The following is a 16,123-nucleotide window of genomic DNA, read 5'->3' as shown; positions in this document are numbered from 1 at the left end:
CCTTCGTCGGGACGACCCCGGGAGGGTGTCGGGGGCGCAGCCTACGGCCGCACCACCGTGTACCCGTTCTCCGCCAAAAACAGGATCTGCCCGACTCCGACCTGCACCGGTGTCGCAGCTTGGATGAACTCCGGCCGCTTGCCCGTCTCCCGCTCGAGCGTGTCGACCGTGTTGAGGCAGATGTCGAAGCGCACGCCCTGTGCGATCAGGCTCTCGACCTGCTTGCGGCGCTCGCTGCCGGACAGCAGCAAATCGATGCCGGGACCGAATGCCACCACCTCGATCGCGATCTTGTCGGGGTCGTAAGCCTTCAGCAGATTGTTGGCGACGCTCAAGACCAGCGCCTGCTTCCTCGCATCGCCGTCGGAGAGCTGAAGCACGATCTTGTGCTCGGCGAACGGCTTGTCCTGCAGCGGCACCTGCTGGGCAGAAGCCTGTGGGATCGCTGCCCAGACGAGCACTGCCAGAAGCATCGCGGATAAGTGTTGCGACCGCATCATCCCTTTGCTGCAATGCCTGGATTGCCCTCGACCCCTTTCAGCGTCACGCCGGAGCCGAGCCGCTCCTGAAACATCCGGCCCGAGCGCAGATATTTGCCGACGACGTCCCACACCGGCGCGCCCTGCTGGCCGTTGATCGAGGCCCAGCCTGCGACCTTGTAGCGATGGCTGGCGCTGAGCGCCTCGCCGCTACCGAGCTTCAGCTCAGAGATGCGGCTGCCGATCGCGGCGTCCAGTGTGCAGGTGTAGCTGAGCCCGCCGGCGCGCACCATGTCGCCACCCTGCTGGTAATAGGGATCCGCGTTGAAGAGGTTGTCGCAGATGTCCTCCAGCACGTCCTTGATCTGTGCGCCGGTCATCTCCTGCACATAGGTCTCGGGATAGCTGATCGCGGTTTCCGCGAGCAGATCCTCCATGGTCAGCGCCTGGCCTGACAGCGCGGTGATGCCCCAGCGGAAGCCCGGCGACAGCGCGATCTCGGCATCGAGCTCGGTGCGCAGCGCCGTGCAGATCAGCTCGTCGACGGGCCCGGAGAAATTGCCGCGGCGGTAGAGCAGGCGATCGGGCGTTGCGATCTTCTCCGACCAGTCGGTCACGTGCGGCGCGCGCAGCCGGCCGATCAGCTCGGCCATCCCGGGATCCGGCTTCAGCAGCTCGGAAAAGACCGGCAGCAGATGATAATGAATGTCGCTGACCTTGCCCTTGCCGATCGCGAGATCGAGCACGGCCAGAAATTTTCCGTTGGAGCCGGCATTGGTGACGAGCGTGGTGCCACTAGCATTCTTCACGGGAATCGGCTGCGGCACCGCGTCATGGGTATGGCCGCCGAGGATGACATCGATGCCGGTGACGCGGCTTGCGAGCTTGAGGTCGACGTCCATGCCGTTGTGCGACAGCAGGATGACGGCATCGACCTTGTCGGTGCCGCGCAAGGCATCGACATGCTTCTGCAACTCCTCCTCGCGGATGCCAAAGGTCCAGTCCGGCGTGAATCGCTTGGGATGCGCGATCGGCACATAGGGGAAAGCCTGGCCGACGATTGCGACGCGATGGCCACCGAGCTCCTTGATGATTGACGGCTTGAACACGCGCCCGCTGGCCTTGTCGAAGGCGGGGGCGTCGTCGAATGCGGCCTCTTCGCTCAGGAACACGTTCTGCGCCAGAAACTCGCCCTTGAAGCGCTCGAGATTGTCGCGCAGCGCCTGCTCGCCATAGGTGAATTCCCAGTGCCCGGTCATCGCCTCGATGCCGAGCAGATTGGCGACCTCGACCATGTCGCGGCCCTGCATGACGTTGGCGAGCCCCGTGCCCTGCCAGAGGTCGCCGCCGTCGACGAGCAGCGAATGCTTTTCCCCGGCGTCGGCGCGCAAGCGGTCGACCAGCGTCTTCAGATGGGCAAAGCCGCCGAGCTTGCCGAAGCGGCCCGCGGATTTCTCAAACTCGAAGCAGGTGAAGGCATAGGCATCCGCACTGTCGGACCGGATGCCGAAGCGCTCCAGGAAGGCGCGCCCGACCAGATGCGGCGGCCGCCCCGCCATCTCGCCGATGCCGATATTGACGCTGGGCTCGCGAAAAAAGACTGGGTTGAGCTGCGCATGCGTGTCGGTGATGTGCAGAATGCGCGCATTGCCGAAGCGCTCGATGTCATAGATGCTCGCGGTGTCGGCGCCGCGCGCGAGCCGCGGCAGCCCAACAGATGCGACGGCAAGACCTGCGCTCTTCAGGAAATCGCGGCGCCGGATAGCCATCTCAAATTCTCCGCGCCCCCGACGCTGTCGACTGTTCCACAAGCATGATCCGTGTTAGCGCAAAGTGTGGTGCGGCTTTCCGACAAGATCGTGCTCAAAGAATGATCTGGAGCAACGATGTTCTCGCGCGCCAAGCCCAGTCTAGCGGATTTCCATCGCCTTCCAGGCCTCTTTTTCGGAATTTGCCTGAAAGATCGACGCCTTCGCCAGCGCCTCGGCCTCTTTCGCTGCGGCAAATGCGCGGTCGAAATCGCCCCCATCGGCCGCCTTCTTCGCCGCCGCCAGGGTCGAGACCGTCGTGGTCCATTGGTGACGCAGGCTGGCCGCCTCCTTGGCTGCGGCTTCCGCGGCGGCATAGGCGGCCTTGTAGTCCGCTTCCGTTGCCGCGTGCGCCGAGGGCAGCGCGATGGTCAACGCAAGCAATATGGCGAGGAGACCGGTCCGCTTCATGGCCGCGCTCCCGGCCCCGAGATCGGCAGGCCGTTGGCGACGTAGGAGAGGAAATATTCGACGTCGCGATATTCGTCCGATTGCGGCTCCAGCGGAACCGCGCGGGTCTGGCTGTTGCAGGTGACGAAGCGGCGGCTGGTCGTGCCCATGCCGCTCCATTCGGACCGGTAGATCGGCATCGCGTTGAGGATGCCGAGCGCCGGCGCCAGGGTCTCGGCACGGATGCGCTCGCCCGGGCTCTGCACGTGGCAGCTCGCGCAGGAGAAGTTCATCTGGCCGCGGCGCGTGTAGAAATAGCGCTTGCCGTTCTCGAAGGCTGCGAGCGCGCGGGGATCGTCGGGGATCTTGATGTCCATCGGCTTGCCGCGCGAGGTGAAGGCCATGTAGGCCGTCAGCGAAGCCATCTCGTCCTTGACGTAGGAATAGGGCGCCTCGCCATTGGCCTCGCGGCAGCGGTTGAGCGCGAGCTCCAGCGTGACGACCTTGCCTTCCTTCGTGTCGAAATAGGGATAGTTCTGACGGATGCCGATGCCGCCATTCGGGAAGCAATCGGCGTAAGTCTTGCCGTTCTTGAACGGGGTGGCGAACATTTCCTTGCCGGCGTCGAGCGCGAATTCATAAGGAGGAAATTCCTCCTTCTCCTGCCACTGCCGCTTCATGTCCTCGTTCATGGAATAAGGACCGTTGACGAAATCCTCGTGCTTCACGTTCGGAAACTTCTGGAAGAAGAAGTTCTGGAACGCCTTGACATCGGCGACGGGATCGACCTTGTCGGCCGCGACCACGCGCGGAGAGGTGAGGGCGAACGCAACGAGCGCGGCGCTGAGCGAGCCAAGCAGGAGGGCAGATCGGGTCTTCATCAGGAAATCTTCGCGGTGGTCGTATCCGACGCACCCTTGTTGTCGGTCCAGGAGATCTTGAGCTCGTCGCCCTTCTTGGCGCCCTTGAAGCTGAATTTGACGTAAGGATCCTTGGAGACCGCAGTGCCCCAATTGGCGACGAAGACGTCCTTGCCGTTACATTCGAACTTCAGCTCCTGGATGAAGTGCGCCGGGATCAGCTCGCCCTTGGGATCCTTGACCAGGCCGGTATCCATGGGGTGCTGGATCAGCGCCTGCACCTCGGTGAGGTCGCCGTTGGCGGTGGCGCGTACGCGAATGCTGGATGCCATCTCGGTTCTCCTTAGCCGCCGCAGCCGCCGACGGTGACCTTCACTTCCTTGGTCGCGCTGTAGAGCTTGCCGTCGGCCTCGACGATGGCGACCAATTTGGTGGTCTTGGCCATTTTCAGCCGGTTGGCGACGCCAGGAATCGTGCCGTCGGCGATCTTGTAGGACGCTGCGAGCGCAAACGGGTTCTCGGCCACGAAGAACGAGATCGAGGTGACCTTGTCGAGCGTCGTCGTCACCGAGACCGGCACCACGCCGCCGTTCTCGGCGATCTCCGGCGCATCCAGCTTGACCTTGTCGGACGGCTCGGCCGCCTTGCCGTAGAGCGCCTTGATCGCGTCGGCCTCGCTCTTCTGCTTGAAGGCCTCTTCCGGATATTTGTCGTTCGCCGCCGCGCGCGCAGGGCTGGCTGCGAACGGCAGGTTGCCAAGGCCGATCAGCGCGACAGAGCCCGCGCCCTGAAGGATCAGGCGCCGCGTCGGATGAGGGCCGGTGGTCGTGGTCATCAGAGGTCTCCTGGCGTGCCGGCCGTTACAGCGTTTGCAGGAAATCAACGATCGCGTTGATCTCCTGCTCGGTCAAAATCCGGTTCCGGCCGAACGGCGGCATCATGGTTTGCGGATTGCGCTTGGTTTCGTCGAAGATGATCGCGGCCAGTTCGTTGCGCTCGGGGTACTTTGCCTTGATGTCCTTCAGCTCCGGCCCGATCGTTCCCGGCAGGTCGCCGCCCTTGATCACGTGGCAGGTCAGGCAATTGCCCTTGCCGCGCTCGAAGGCGAGCTTCCGGCCCTCGGCCACGGCGGACTGCGCCCGCGCCGGGCTGGCGAGGCCGGCGGCAATGGCCAGCAGGAGGAACAGGACGGACGTCCGGGACAAGGCAGTCAAGGCGGTATTCCGAGGCGTTATGGCGATGATCTGATCGCGGAAATAAAGGCGTTCCAAAGCATAAAGGGCATCGCCTGACAATCGAGACTATGCACCGGGGAAAATGGAGTTAATATCTTCCGCATTGTAATTAAAGAGATTATTGGTTCGGCCGATTTGGCCCCAACAATTAGGACAATGGGCGCGGGCCGGCTTTTTCCAGGGCGCTTTGGTGCCCATCCTGTTTTCAACGCGTTCTCGTGTTTTCAAGGGGACCTCACTTGACCGAATATCTCGTCGAATTTGGCAGGGACGGCGGACGGGTCGAGCCGGATGGCCGGCTCGATGCGCCGGCGTTCCATCGCAATCACGAGCCGATCTGGGCGGCGCTGGAGAAACATCTCGCCGGCTTGACCGGCAACGTGGTCGAGCTCGGCAGCGGAACCGGACAGCACGTGGTTCATTTCGCCCGTCACACGCCCGGTCTGATCTGGTGGCCGAGCGACCTCAACCAGCGCCATCTCAAGAGTATCGAGGCCTGGCGCGTTCATTCGGGCCTCGCAAACATCGGCTCGCCCTTACGGATCGATCTGACCGATCCCGACTGGTGCCTGGAGATGAAAAGCGGTCAGGGGCCGACCAGCCTCGCCGCCGTGTTCTGCGCCAACGTCATTCACATTGCGCCATGGAGCGTCGCCGAGGGCCTCTTCGCCGGCGCCGGCCGCTATCTGCGGGCCGACGGCAAACTGTTCCTCTACGGCCCGTTCAAGCGCCACGGCAAGCACACCGCGCTCAGCAACGCCGTGTTCGACACGTCCTTGCGCGAGGGCAATCCCGAATGGGGTGTGCGCGACATCGGTGACGTCGAGACGCTGGCGCAAGGCGCAGGCCTCCGCCTCGTCGACACCATCGAGATGCCCGCGAACAATCTCACGCTGGTGTTTTCGCGGGGCTGAGCGCGAGGCCGTCAGGCCTCCCCATCTTTCCACCCGATCTTGTCCTTCAAGAACCGGAAGCCGAGCACCTCGAAGCCGGCGCGCTCCTTGTTGTCCTTGCCGTAGCCGTGGCCGCCTGCCGCGGGCTCGTACAACCAGGCCTCATAGCCCATCGCCTGAAGCTTGGCGGCCATCTTGCGCGCGTGGCCGGGATGGACGCGGTCGTCGCGCCGCGTGGTGGCGATCAGGATCGGCGGATAGGCCTGGCCGTCCCTCACATTGTGATAGGCCGAATAGGTCTTCAGCCACGCCCATTCCTCCACCTTGTCGGGGTCGCCATATTCCGCGATCCAGCTCGCGCCCGCGAGCAACTTCGTGTAGCGGCGCATATCGATCAGCGGAATGGTGCAGAACAGCGCGCCGAAACGCTCGGGGTAGCGCACCAGCATGTTGGTGATGAGGATGCCGCCGTTCGATCCACCCTGTGCGGCGATGCGCTTTGCTGTCGTCACGCCGCGGCGGACGAGATCGGCGGCGACGGCGGCGAAATCGTCATGCGACAGTTTCTTGCCGGCGAGCCGGCCGGCATCGTGCCAGCGCGTGCCGAACTCGCCGCCGCCGCGCAAATTCGCCTGCACCGTCGTGCCGCCGCGCTCCAGCCACAGCTTGCCGAGCGAAGGGTTGTAATACGGCTTCACCGAATGGGCGAAGCCGCCATAGGCGCTCATATAGACCGGCGCATCGCCGGCCTCGTTGGCGGGGCCGGTTTGCACGTAGGGAATGCGCTCGCCGTCGATCGAGATGGCCTCGTGCTGCGTCACGACGAGACCATCGGCGGTGAACGTCCTCGGCGCTTGCTTCAGCACGGTCGGGCTTGCGACGCCGCGTGCGATCAGCGGCCAGCGACGGCGGCGTCAGCGGATCCTGCACATTGGCGAGCAGGTCGCCATTGCTTTCGGACGGGTGGCGATCGAGCGGCCAGATGTCGACGACGCCGATCTGCGGCAGGCCGGGAAGCGTGTCGCGACTCCAGCCGGCGGCGGATGGCGTGCAGATCTCGAAGCGCGGGCGCAGCTCGTCGAGGATTGACAGCACGAGCTTGCCCGCCGCCCAGAACAGACCTTGCAACGCGCGCCGCGGCGCCGGCTCGAACAGCACCGAAAAATCGCGGCTGCCGGCGAGAAACGCCGACAGCGCGATGCCGAGCACCGTGTCAGCGGTATAGGTCCGGCCTTCGATCGACCAGTCCTTGCGCAGCTTGATCGCGAACCAGTCGCCATGCGCCTGCATCCAGATGCCGGTCGGCAGGTCGAGCTTCGTCGTCGCACCAGTCGCATCGCGCAGCCAGATGGCGTGATTGAAGAAGTCGATCTGATCGACGAGCCAGACCCGCGGCTCCGCGCCGGTGTCATCGGCGCTGCCATAGATCATCATGTGATCGGCGGCGGTCTCGATGATTGTTTGCGCCTGATCAACAGGCTGGCCGCGACGCCACAGCCGCACGGTCCGTGCATATCCCGAGCTCGTGGCCATGCCTTCGCCATGGGCGCTCGACAGCAGCAGCGTGTCCGCATCGAGCCAATCCACGCCGCCCTTCGCTTCCGGCAGCGTGAACCCGCCGGCCACGAAGCTCCTGGTGTCCATGTCGAACTCGCGCAACGTCACGGCATCACTGCCGCCGCGCGACAGGCTCAGTATCGCCCGCGAGTGTCCCGGCATCGTGACGATCTGGCTCAGCAGCCAGTCCTCGCCTTCGCCCGCCGCAAGCTGGTCGATATCCAGCATGGTCTCCCACGCCGGATTGGCTTTGCGAAACTCCGCCAGCGTCGTCCGTCGCCACAGGCCGCGCGGATTGGTGGCGTCCTTCCAGAGATTGTGCAGATCGCTGCCGCGCCGGCTGACATAGGGAATGTTGTCGGGCCGATCGTAGATCGCCGCGAGGATGTCGCGGTCGTGCTCGAAGGCTTTGCCGCCGAACGCTTTGAGCGTCAATTCATTCTGCCGCTCGACGAAATCGAGCGCCTGCGTGCCCTCGATCTCCTCCAGCCACAGCCAGGGATCGTCGTCGGGAGCGCTGAGCGTAGGCCTGTCGTCGACGGTCATGAGCAAAACTCCAGGAAGATCGCGGCGGATAGGATTTGATCGAGCGCAAGCCGTCAAGGGCGCGGCCCGCTATCATCCGTCCGATTGCGTCAGAGGCATGGCCCGCGTCCGTTTGCGCCGGTTGTCCGCCCATCAGCGCCCTCCATAGTGCCGGGAATCAACGAGAGCCCTTTGGGGCGGAAATACCGATGTTAGATGTGACCGCGACTGCCGAAATCGCTGACGACACGCGCGCGCGTGCCAATGTGGTGCGCCTTGCCGCCGCGCAGGCGCTGACCGGCGCCAATTCGGCGGTGATCTTCGCCACCGGCTCGATCGTCGGCGCCACGCTCGCGCCCGACATGTCGCTCGCGACCGTGCCGCTGTCGATGTACGTGCTCGGGCTCGCCGCCGGCACGCTGCCGACCGGCGCGATCTCGCGCCGCTTCGGTCGACGCGCCGCCTTCGTCATCGGCACGGGCCTCGGCACGCTCACCGGCCTCACCGGCTGTTTCGCGATCCTGCACGCCTCCTTCGCGCTGTTCTGCATCGCGACCTTCCTCGGCGGCCTCTATGGCGCGGTGGCGCAATCCTATCGCTTCGCCGCCGCCGACGGCGCCAGCGCGGCGTACCGGCCCAAGGCGGTGTCCTGGGTGATGGCGGGCGGCGTGTTCGCCGGCGTGCTCGGTCCGCAGCTCGTGCAGTGGACCATGGACGTCTGGCAGCCTTATCTGTTCGCCTTCAGCTTCCTGGTGCAGGCGGCGGTGGCGCTGGTCGCGATGGGCATCGTCGCCGGCGTCGACATGCCCAAGCCCGCGGCGGCCGATCTGCATGGCGGACGGCCGCTGCTCGACATCGTGACCCAGCCGCGCTTCATCGCGGCCGCTTTGTGCGGCGTCATCGCCTATCCCATGATGAACCTGGTGATGACCTCGGCGCCGCTCGCCATGAAGATCTGCGGCCTCAGCGTGTCCGATTCCAATTTCGGCATTCAATGGCACATCGTCGCCATGTACGGGCCGAGCTTCTTCACGGGTGCGCTGATCGCGCGCTTCGGTGCTCCGAAGGTGGTCGCTGCCGGTCTGCTGCTGGAGGCAGGCGCCGCCGGCATCGGGCTTTCCGGGATCACAGCAATGCATTTCTGGGCGACGCTGATCGTGCTCGGCGTCGGCTGGAATTTCTCCTTCATCGGCGCCTCCGCGCTGGTGCTGGAGACACACCGTCCGCAGGAGCGCAACAAGGTGCAGGCGTTCAACGATTTCCTGGTGTTCGGGATGATGGCGATCGGCTCGTTCTCCTCCGGCCAGCTGCTCGCCAATTACGGCTGGTCCGCGGTGAACATGGTGGTGTTCCCGCCGGTGGTGCTCGGCCTCGCCGTGCTGTCGCTGGCGTCCTGGGCGCGTCGCCGCAAGGCGCGTCTGGACGCTGCGATGGGCGAGTTCCCGGATGCGATCTGAGTTGGCAGGAGGCTGTCAGCAGCGTTGATGCTTCGATCGCCGTCGAAGTGATTTTCGGATGGGATTTATTAGATGCGTCATGGCCGGGCTTGTCCCGGCCATCCACGTCTTAGGCGCGCGGATCGAAGAACGTGGATGCCCGGGACAAGCCCGGGCATGACGGAGTAGGTAGCATGCTCGACAACCCTCGGACTCCGGCGATCGACGAATCCACCCTCCGCTACGAAGGCTGGCGTATCGTCGCGGTCTGCTTCCTGCTCGCGACCTTCGGCTGGGGACTCGGCTTCTATGGCCAGAGCGTCTATGTCGCCGAGCTCCAACGCGCGCACGGCTGGTCGGCCTCACTGATCTCGTCGGGCACGACCTTCTTCTACCTGTTCGGCGCGCTGCTGGTCGTCTTCGTCGGCGAGGCCGTCCACAATTACGGTCCGCGGCTCTGCCTGATCGCGGGCACGCTGGCGATGGCAGCGGCCGCTATCACGATCGGCGCGGTGCGCGAACCCTGGCAGCTCTATCTCGCCAATGCGGTGCTCGCCTTCGGCTGGGCCGGCACCAGTCTCGCCATGATCACCAACACGATCAGCCTGTGGTTCGATGCCAAGCGCGGCATGGCGATCAGCCTCGCGCTGAACGGTGCCAGTTTTGGCGGCATCGTCGGCGTGCCGCTGCTGGTGGCGTTGATCGGCCATGTCGGCTTCGCCAGCGCGATGTACGCCACTGCCGGCGCCATGCTGGTGCTGCTCCTGCCGGTGATTCTCGTTCTCGTCGGCCGCTCGCCCGATCTTCACGGCTGGCATGCGGCGGCGAAGCCGAAGCTGCAATCGTCGACGCAGATCCGCGCGCAGGCGCTGCGTGACGTCGGCTTCCTCTCGGTGACGATTGCCTTCGCGCTGGTGCTGTTCGCGCAGGTCGGCTTCATCGTGCACCTGATCTCGTTCCTCGATCCCGTGATCGGCCGCGAGCGCGCGGCTGTCGCCGTCGCCGTGCTGACGGCGATGGCCGTGGTCGGCCGCGTGCTGTTCTCGCTGGTGATCGACCGCCTCAACCAGCGGCTGGCCTCGGCGCTATCGTTCCTCAGCCAGGCCGCGGCGTTGTGTGTCGTCATCAACCTGCACAACGACTATGTGCTGATAGCGGCCTGCGCGGTGTTCGGCTTCTCCGTCGGCAACCTCATCACGCTGCCGTCGCTGATCGTGCAGCAGGAGTTCGATTCCGCCTCGTTCGGCGTGCTGATCAGCCTCAACACCGCGATCAATCAGGTGACCTATGCGTTCGGCCCGGGCGTCGTCGGCTTCCTGCGCGATCTCTCCGGAGGGTACGCGCTGCCGTTCTATCTCTGCATCGCGCTGGAGGTGGCGGCAGCAGCGCTGATCATGGTGCGTGGTAGCCGCGCGAAGACTGCGTAGAGCCTGTGAGCCAATTCGTTTGTTTCGGCATGAACCTCAAGGGGCGTTAGCGTCCCTTGAGGTCGAAGCCGGCGGCGTCAGGCCGTCGGTATGCTGCTGCGGTCTATGCCTTTACGAGACGGTGTCCCTGCAGGATGTTGTTGGTGAGGGCGTACCAGAGCACAACGGCACGGACCTTCGCGATACCGCGCACGGTTAATTGCCTGAGGTCCCAGTTCCGCCATCGGGCATGGATGCATTCGCAGATTGTGCGGGCTTGGTACTGTGCCTTGCCGGCTTCGCTGGCCATGCGAGCACGCCAGGCCGCTACGCCAGGACCGTCGTTGCTCCGGGGTAAAAAGGGATCGACACCGCTCCTGGATTTGGGAGGAGGACAGTAAACCTCGATACCTTCGCCATGCGCCCATTCGATGTCCTCGCCACTGCAAAACCCGCCATCGGCGAGGTAGCGGCGTGGCAAGCGCTTCAGCCGAGCGCGCGTTCGCTCCAGCATCGGTCGCATCAAGCCGCGATCTGAGCCGCTGTTGTCGACATCGATCGCGACCACGATCAGTTCGCCGGCCGCGCTAGCCACCTGCACATTGTAGGCCGGACGGAAGCCGGCATCCGCCATCTTCATCACCCGTGCCTGCGGGTCGGTGGTAGAGGCCCGTGGCTCTTTTGGCTTTTTTGCCGTTGCCGCCCTTGTCATCGAGCTGTTTTCGCTTGCGCTTGATCTCAGCCAGCGCCGCTTGCGCGGCCTGCACCCGCTCGCTGCGTTCCCGCGCCGCGCGCTCCTTAGCGGCCCGGATACGCCGATTGCTGGCTTCCGGATCCGCATCGACCTCGCGCTTGAGCTCTTCCACCACGGCCCCGGCCTGTGCCATCTGCCGATCCAGCGTCGCCTCCCGCCGGAACGATCCAGTTCCCGCACTCGCCCGTATCCGCACCCCGTCCTGGGTCAGCTTCTCCAGATCAACCAACCCTGCCTCGTTCAGGGCCACCAGATGTTCGACCAGCAAACGGTCGAGCAAGTCGGCACAGCCGACCCGGAAGTCCGACAGCGTATGATGGTTCAAAGACACGCCGCCGCAGAGCCAGCGGTAGACGTCGTGACTGTCGCAGAGCCGGTCCAGCGCCCGCGCGCTGCCAACGCCATCGCTCGTGGCGTACAGCCAAAGCGCCAGCAGCAACCGTGGCGATGGCGCCGGATAACCCGGCCTGTTCTCCCGCGCCTTGACGCGATCTTCCAACTCGCTCAAGTCGAGCCCTTCGACATAAGCCCAGATCACCCGCACCGGATGATCCTGCCCGATCAGGCTATCGATATCGACCGCTCGCAATTCGACCTGATCGCGCACAGGCTCGCGCAGCCGAGGTGCGCCCCGCGGCACCACTTCGGTGCATGGCGCCGACTGTTCCGGCAATTCGCCAAAAAGTCCGTCGTCCGCCATCATTCTCTCCAGCAAATCAATCTGCTTAGAGAATCATATCCGCCTGACGCTCGATACGGAAAAGAGTCACAGCCTCGTAGGGTGGGTTAGCCGGAGGCGTAACCCACCATGCTTCAGCGAATGCGGAGCGAAGTTGGTGGGTTACGGCTTTGCCTAACCCACCCTACGGCATCACGTTTGGCGCTGCCGCAGCAGCGCATCCACGTCCAGCCGTTTCGTGAACATCGCGAGCTTCCCGTCCGGCCCGAACGGCCATTGCTCCCTCGGCTTGTCCCAATACAGCTCGACGCCGTTCTGGTCGGGGTCGCGCAAATACAGCGCCTCGCTGACGCCGTGGTCGCTGGCACCATCCAGCGCAATGCCGGCCGTGAGCACCCGGTGCAGCGCATCCGCCAGCGCCGGCCTGGTCGGATACAGGATCGCGGTGTGATAGAGCCCAGTCGTGCCCGGCGGCGGCGGCGAGCCGCCCTTGCTCTCCCAGGTGTTGAGCCCGATGTGGTGATGATAGCCGCCGGCTGAGATGAAGGCCGCGCCGGAGCCCATGCGTTGCATCAGCTCGAAGCCGAGCACGCCGCAATAGAAGCCGAGCGCACGATCGAGATCGGCGACCTTGAGGTGAACGTGGCCGATCCTGGTGCCGGCGGCGACGGCTTGGTTCTGCGACATGTGGCTGCTCCGTTGATGGACTCCACATAAGGCGAGCCTCGGGACAGTGCTACCGGCTCACCCTGAAACTCTTCGTTTCCGAATGGGAAACTAAGCCAGCTCCGAGACCTCGCCCTCCGGCAGGCCAAACTCGAACGTGTTCAGCGTCATCGACACCAGCGTGTAATAGCCGCACAGCCCGATGATCTCGACGACGCCGCGTTCGCTGAGCAGCTTGACCGCCGCATCATAGAGGCCCTTCTCGACGCTGTGGCCCTCATGCAGCGATTTCGCGACGTCGTAGATCATCTTGCCCTTGGGATCGTCAAACTCAGGCGTGCGGCGGTCGCGGATCGCCTCGATGATCTCAAGCTTCATGCCGCCCGCAAGCGCCAGGCGCTTATGCGCATACCATTCGTAATGCGCGGTCCAGTGCCGCGCCGTGACCAGGATCGCGATCTCCGAGAGCTTGGCCGGGAAGATCGTGTCGAAGCGCAGCACTTCGCCGAGCCGCGTGGCGTGACGCGCCATCTCCGGGCTGTTGAGCCAGGCCATCATCGGCGCCGGCGGTTTGCCGCGCTTGCCGGCAATCGACTCGTCATAGGTCTGGCGCTGGCTCTCGTTCATTTCGCCAGGCGAAAGAAGCTTTAGGCGCATTGTTGTTTCCTCTTTGTTTTCAAGGCTCGCCGTGGCGGCGACTATAGCCGAATGCGGGCTGCGGAAGTGGTTGAATTCCACGAGGCGATGGCTCAGAGTCGGCGCAAACAAGTCGATTTTGATTGATGGAAACGACCCATGACAGATTCTGAGACTGCCGATCTCGAAACATTCCGCAACGAGACGCGCGCCTGGCTGGAAGCCAATTGCCCGCCGGAGATGCGCAAGCCCGCGACGTCGGACGCCGATGTGTTCTGGGGCGGGCGCAACGCAAAATTCTCGTCCGAGCCGCAGCGCATCTGGTTCGAACGCATGCGCGACAAGGGCTGGACGGTGCCTGATTGGCCGAAGGAGTATGGCGGCGGTGGCCTCAGTGCTGCCGAGCACAAGGTGCTGCGCGCGGAGATGGCCAGAATCGGCGCGCGTCCGCCGCTGTCGAGCTTCGGCATCTGGATGCTCGGGCCGGCGCTGCTGAAATACGGCAATGAGGCGCAGAAGAAGGAACATCTGCCGAAGATCGCCGCGGGCGAGATTCGCTGGTGCCAGGGCTATTCCGAGCCGAATGCCGGTTCCGATCTCGCCTCGCTGCAGACCCGTGCCGAGAGCGACGGCGACGACTTCATCATCACCGGCCAGAAGATCTGGACGTCCTATGCCAATTACGCCGACTGGATCTTCTGCCTGGTCCGCACCGATCCCACTGCCAAGAAGCACGACGGCATCAGTTTCATTCTGTTCGACATGACCTCGAAGGGCGTCTCGACCAAGCCGATCCTGTTGATCTCCGGCTACTCGCCGTTCTGCGAAACCTTTTTCGACGGCGTCCGCGTGCCGAAGTCGCATGTGGTCGGCACCGTCAACCGCGGCTGGGACGTCGCAAAGTATCTGCTCCAGCACGAGCGCGCGATGATCTCGGGCATGGGCGAGCGCGGCGTCGGCCGTCCGCTCGGCCAGATCGCGGCGGATTCGGTCGGCACCGATGCGCTGGGGCGGCTCGACGATGCCATGCTGCGTGGCCAGATTGCGCGCTTCGATGTGGATGAGGCTGCGCTTGCGGCCTGTGCCGAGCGTGCGGTCGATCTCGCCAAGGCGGGGCAAGCGCATCCGGCATTCTCCTCCGCGATGAAGTACTACGGCACCGAGCTCAACAAGCGCCGCTACGAGATCTTGATGTCGGCCGGCGGCGTCGATGCGCTGGAATGGGAGAGCGAGCGCTCCAAGCAGGGCGCCCGCCCGCGCGCCTGGTTGCGCACCAAGGCCAACTCGATCGAAGGCGGCACGTCCGAGGTCATGCTCGGCATCGTCGCCAAGCGCATCCTGGATCTGCCGGGGGCGTGAGGCACACTGTCACCACGCGTCATTCCGGGGCGCGCAACGCGCGAGCTACGATGGGCAATTGCGCATCTGAGAATCCATCTCGCGGCCTACGTGCCGCCTGATGGATTCCGGGCCTGGCCCTTCGGGCCATCCCGGAATGACAAACATAGATAGATTTCGAATTCGGAAACAAGAACATGGCCCTCGTCCTCACTGAAGAACAATCGATGCTCCGCGACAGCGCGCGCGGGCTGATCAGCGACAAGGCGCCGGTGTCGCACCTGCGTCACTTGCGCGACAGCAAGGATCCCACCGGCTTCTCCAAGGAGTTTTGGCATTCCTTCGCCGAGATGGGCTTTGCCGGCCTGCTGGTGCCGGAAGAGTTCGGCGGCTCTGGTCTCGGCCACGTCGAAGCCGGTGTTGTCATGGAGGAGATCGGCCGCTCCTTGATGCCCTCGCCCTTCCTCGCCACCAGCGTGGTCGGGGCCTCCGCGCTGAACCGTGGCGGCAACGCGGCGCAGAAATCGGAATATCTGCCGAAGATCGCGAGCGGCTCGCTGCTTGCGACGCTCGCGATCGACGAGGGCGCAAAGCATCGCCCGCTCCAGACGAACTTGCAGGCCGTGCGCGCCGGCAACGGCTTCAAGCTCTCCGGCGCCAAGGCGCTGGTTATCGACGGCCACGTCGCCGATCTGCTCATCGTCGCCGCGCGCACCGCGGGTGCTGCCGGCGAGCGTGAAGGCCTGACGCTGTTCCTGGTCGACCCCAAGGCGAAGGGCATCGCGGTCGAGCGCACCATCATGGTCGATGCGCACAACGCGGCGCGGATCGAATTCGCCAATGTCGAGGTCAATGCCGACAGCGTGCTCGGCGAGCTCGATCAGGGCGCAAGCCTGCTCGATGGCGTGCTCGACATCGGCCGGGGCGCGGTGGCTGCCGAAATGGTCGGCCTCAGCGACGAGGTGTTTGGCCGCACCGTCGAGTACCTGAAGAGCCGCAAGCAATTCGGCAAGCTGATCGGCGAATTCCAGGCGCTGCAGCACCGCGCCGCCGAGCTCTATGTCGACATCGAGATCACCCGTGCCGCCGTGATGAAGGCACTCCAGGCGCTGGATGCTGATGTCACCAAGGCTGCATCGAGCGTCGCTGTGGCAAAAGCCCGCGCCGGCACCACCGCGACGCGCGCAGTGCAGGAAGGCGTACAGATGCACGGCGGCATGGGCATGACCGACCAGTTCGACATCGGCTTCTTCATGAAGCGCGCGCGCGTGTGCGAGGAATTGTTCGGCGACGCCAACTATCACACCGAGCAGCTGGCGCGGGCGCGGGGGTATTGAGGCGGGGCAGCCGCCTCGTTCTCCGCTGTCATCGCCCGCGAAGGCGGGCGATCCAGTACGCCGCGGCTTCTCCGCATACGATTGGCGTCTCGGAATACTGGATCGCCCGGTCAAGCCGGGCGAT

General features: G+C 64.5%; 14 protein-coding genes and 2 pseudogenes. 5 read left to right on the top strand and 11 right to left on the bottom strand.

Annotation, left to right across the window (positions count from 1 at the left end; genetic code table 11):
• Positions 1-41: 41 nt before the first annotated feature.
• The 7 genes from ACSKB8_RS07285 to soxX form a co-directional block, all read right to left on the bottom strand.
• Positions 42-500: a DsrE family protein gene (locus ACSKB8_RS07285; protein WP_438103447.1), complete on the bottom strand. Its 459-nt coding sequence runs from the start codon at positions 498-500 to the stop codon at positions 42-44.
• Positions 497-2,248 (bottom strand): thiosulfohydrolase SoxB, encoded by a 1,752-nt coding sequence (gene soxB / locus ACSKB8_RS07280; protein ID WP_438103446.1) that lies wholly within the window; start codon positions 2,246-2,248, stop codon positions 497-499. Before soxB ends, ACSKB8_RS07285 begins: the two co-directional genes overlap by 4 nt.
• Before the next feature lie 141 nt (positions 2,249-2,389).
• Positions 2,390-2,698 carry a hypothetical protein gene (locus tag ACSKB8_RS07275; RefSeq protein WP_438103445.1) on the bottom strand — a complete coding sequence of 103 codons (309 nt, stop codon included), beginning with the start codon at positions 2,696-2,698 and terminating at the stop codon, positions 2,390-2,392.
• Positions 2,695-3,558: a sulfur oxidation c-type cytochrome SoxA gene (gene soxA / locus ACSKB8_RS07270; protein ID WP_438103444.1), complete on the bottom strand. Its 864-nt coding sequence runs from the start codon at positions 3,556-3,558 to the stop codon at positions 2,695-2,697. The genes ACSKB8_RS07275 and soxA overlap by 4 nt, the downstream gene beginning before the upstream one ends.
• Entirely contained in the window at positions 3,558-3,869 is a 312-nt protein-coding gene (gene soxZ, locus ACSKB8_RS07265; RefSeq protein WP_370990400.1) for a thiosulfate oxidation carrier complex protein SoxZ, read from the bottom strand. The genes soxA and soxZ overlap by 1 nt, the downstream gene beginning before the upstream one ends.
• Positions 3,870-3,880: 11 nt before the next feature.
• Positions 3,881-4,372, bottom strand: coding sequence for a thiosulfate oxidation carrier protein SoxY (gene soxY, locus ACSKB8_RS07260; protein WP_438103443.1), 492 nt, complete (start codon positions 4,370-4,372; stop codon positions 3,881-3,883).
• Between the two features lie 25 nt (positions 4,373-4,397).
• Positions 4,398-4,751: a sulfur oxidation c-type cytochrome SoxX gene (soxX, locus tag ACSKB8_RS07255; protein ID WP_438110446.1), complete on the bottom strand. Its 354-nt coding sequence runs from the start codon at positions 4,749-4,751 to the stop codon at positions 4,398-4,400.
• 260 nt (positions 4,752-5,011) lie between these two features.
• Between soxX and ACSKB8_RS07250 the strand changes: the two genes are divergently transcribed.
• Positions 5,012-5,686 (top strand): DUF938 domain-containing protein, encoded by a 675-nt coding sequence (locus tag ACSKB8_RS07250; protein ID WP_438103442.1) that lies wholly within the window; start codon positions 5,012-5,014, stop codon positions 5,684-5,686.
• Positions 5,687-5,697: 11 nt separating this feature from the next.
• Here the strand turns inward: ACSKB8_RS07250 and ACSKB8_RS07245 are convergent.
• Positions 5,698-7,768: pseudogene (locus ACSKB8_RS07245) on the bottom strand (prolyl oligopeptidase family serine peptidase).
• A 188-nt stretch (positions 7,769-7,956) separates the two neighbouring features.
• Here ACSKB8_RS07245 and ACSKB8_RS07240 point away from each other — a divergent pair.
• Positions 7,957-9,204 carry an MFS transporter gene (locus ACSKB8_RS07240; protein WP_438103441.1) on the top strand — a complete coding sequence of 416 codons (1,248 nt, stop codon included), beginning with the start codon at positions 7,957-7,959 and terminating at the stop codon, positions 9,202-9,204.
• A gap of 173 nt (positions 9,205-9,377) precedes the next feature.
• Positions 9,378-10,610 (top strand): MFS transporter, encoded by a 1,233-nt coding sequence (locus tag ACSKB8_RS07235; RefSeq protein WP_438103440.1) that lies wholly within the window; start codon positions 9,378-9,380, stop codon positions 10,608-10,610.
• A 103-nt stretch (positions 10,611-10,713) separates the two neighbouring features.
• Here the strand turns inward: ACSKB8_RS07235 and ACSKB8_RS07230 are convergent.
• The 3 genes and pseudogenes from ACSKB8_RS07230 to ACSKB8_RS07220 form a co-directional block, all read right to left on the bottom strand.
• Positions 10,714-12,046: pseudogene (locus ACSKB8_RS07230) on the bottom strand (IS1182 family transposase).
• A gap of 168 nt (positions 12,047-12,214) precedes the next feature.
• On the bottom strand, positions 12,215-12,709 hold the full coding sequence (locus ACSKB8_RS07225) for a VOC family protein (RefSeq protein ID WP_438103439.1): 495 nt from the start codon (positions 12,707-12,709) through the stop codon (positions 12,215-12,217).
• Between the two features lie 90 nt (positions 12,710-12,799).
• A complete protein-coding gene (locus ACSKB8_RS07220; RefSeq protein WP_438103438.1) occupies positions 12,800-13,345 on the bottom strand; it encodes a carboxymuconolactone decarboxylase family protein in 546 nt (181 codons plus the stop codon).
• Positions 13,346-13,483: 138 nt separating this feature from the next.
• Between ACSKB8_RS07220 and ACSKB8_RS07215 the strand changes: the two genes are divergently transcribed.
• A complete protein-coding gene (locus tag ACSKB8_RS07215; protein WP_438103437.1) occupies positions 13,484-14,683 on the top strand; it encodes an acyl-CoA dehydrogenase family protein in 1,200 nt (399 codons plus the stop codon).
• Between the two features lie 176 nt (positions 14,684-14,859).
• On the top strand, positions 14,860-15,999 hold the full coding sequence (locus ACSKB8_RS07210) for an acyl-CoA dehydrogenase family protein (RefSeq protein ID WP_438103436.1): 1,140 nt from the start codon (positions 14,860-14,862) through the stop codon (positions 15,997-15,999).
• Positions 16,000-16,123: the final 124 nt, after the last annotated feature.

It is taken from the genome of Bradyrhizobium sp. BR 1432, assembly GCF_051547705.1.
In the GTDB taxonomy this organism is placed as follows: Bacteria; Pseudomonadota; Alphaproteobacteria; order Rhizobiales; family Xanthobacteraceae; genus Bradyrhizobium; species Bradyrhizobium zhanjiangense.
Note: the sequence above shows the minus strand (reverse complement) of the source record. Positions and strands in the feature narration are given on the sequence as shown.

Bases quoted from the DNA above. Each gene is read 5' to 3' on its own strand.
- ACSKB8_RS07220 (WP_438103438.1), bottom strand. From the start codon at position 13,345: ATGCGCCTAAAGCTTCTTTCGCCTGGCGAAATGAACGAGAGCCAGCGC.
- ACSKB8_RS07285 (WP_438103447.1), bottom strand. From the start codon at position 500: ATGATGCGGTCGCAACACTTATCCGCGATGCTTCTGGCAGTGCTCGTC.
- ACSKB8_RS07240 (WP_438103441.1), top strand. From the start codon at position 7,957: ATGTTAGATGTGACCGCGACTGCCGAAATCGCTGACGACACGCGCGCG.
- soxB (WP_438103446.1), bottom strand. From the start codon at position 2,248: ATGGCTATCCGGCGCCGCGATTTCCTGAAGAGCGCAGGTCTTGCCGTC.
- soxY (WP_438103443.1), bottom strand. From the start codon at position 4,372: ATGACCACGACCACCGGCCCTCATCCGACGCGGCGCCTGATCCTTCAG.
- ACSKB8_RS07215 (WP_438103437.1), top strand. From the start codon at position 13,484: ATGACAGATTCTGAGACTGCCGATCTCGAAACATTCCGCAACGAGACG.
- soxZ (WP_370990400.1), bottom strand. From the start codon at position 3,869: ATGGCATCCAGCATTCGCGTACGCGCCACCGCCAACGGCGACCTCACC.
- ACSKB8_RS07235 (WP_438103440.1), top strand. From the start codon at position 9,378: ATGCTCGACAACCCTCGGACTCCGGCGATCGACGAATCCACCCTCCGC.
- soxA (WP_438103444.1), bottom strand. From the start codon at position 3,558: ATGAAGACCCGATCTGCCCTCCTGCTTGGCTCGCTCAGCGCCGCGCTC.
- ACSKB8_RS07210 (WP_438103436.1), top strand. From the start codon at position 14,860: ATGGCCCTCGTCCTCACTGAAGAACAATCGATGCTCCGCGACAGCGCG.
- ACSKB8_RS07225 (WP_438103439.1), bottom strand. From the start codon at position 12,709: ATGTCGCAGAACCAAGCCGTCGCCGCCGGCACCAGGATCGGCCACGTT.
- ACSKB8_RS07275 (WP_438103445.1), bottom strand. From the start codon at position 2,698: ATGAAGCGGACCGGTCTCCTCGCCATATTGCTTGCGTTGACCATCGCG.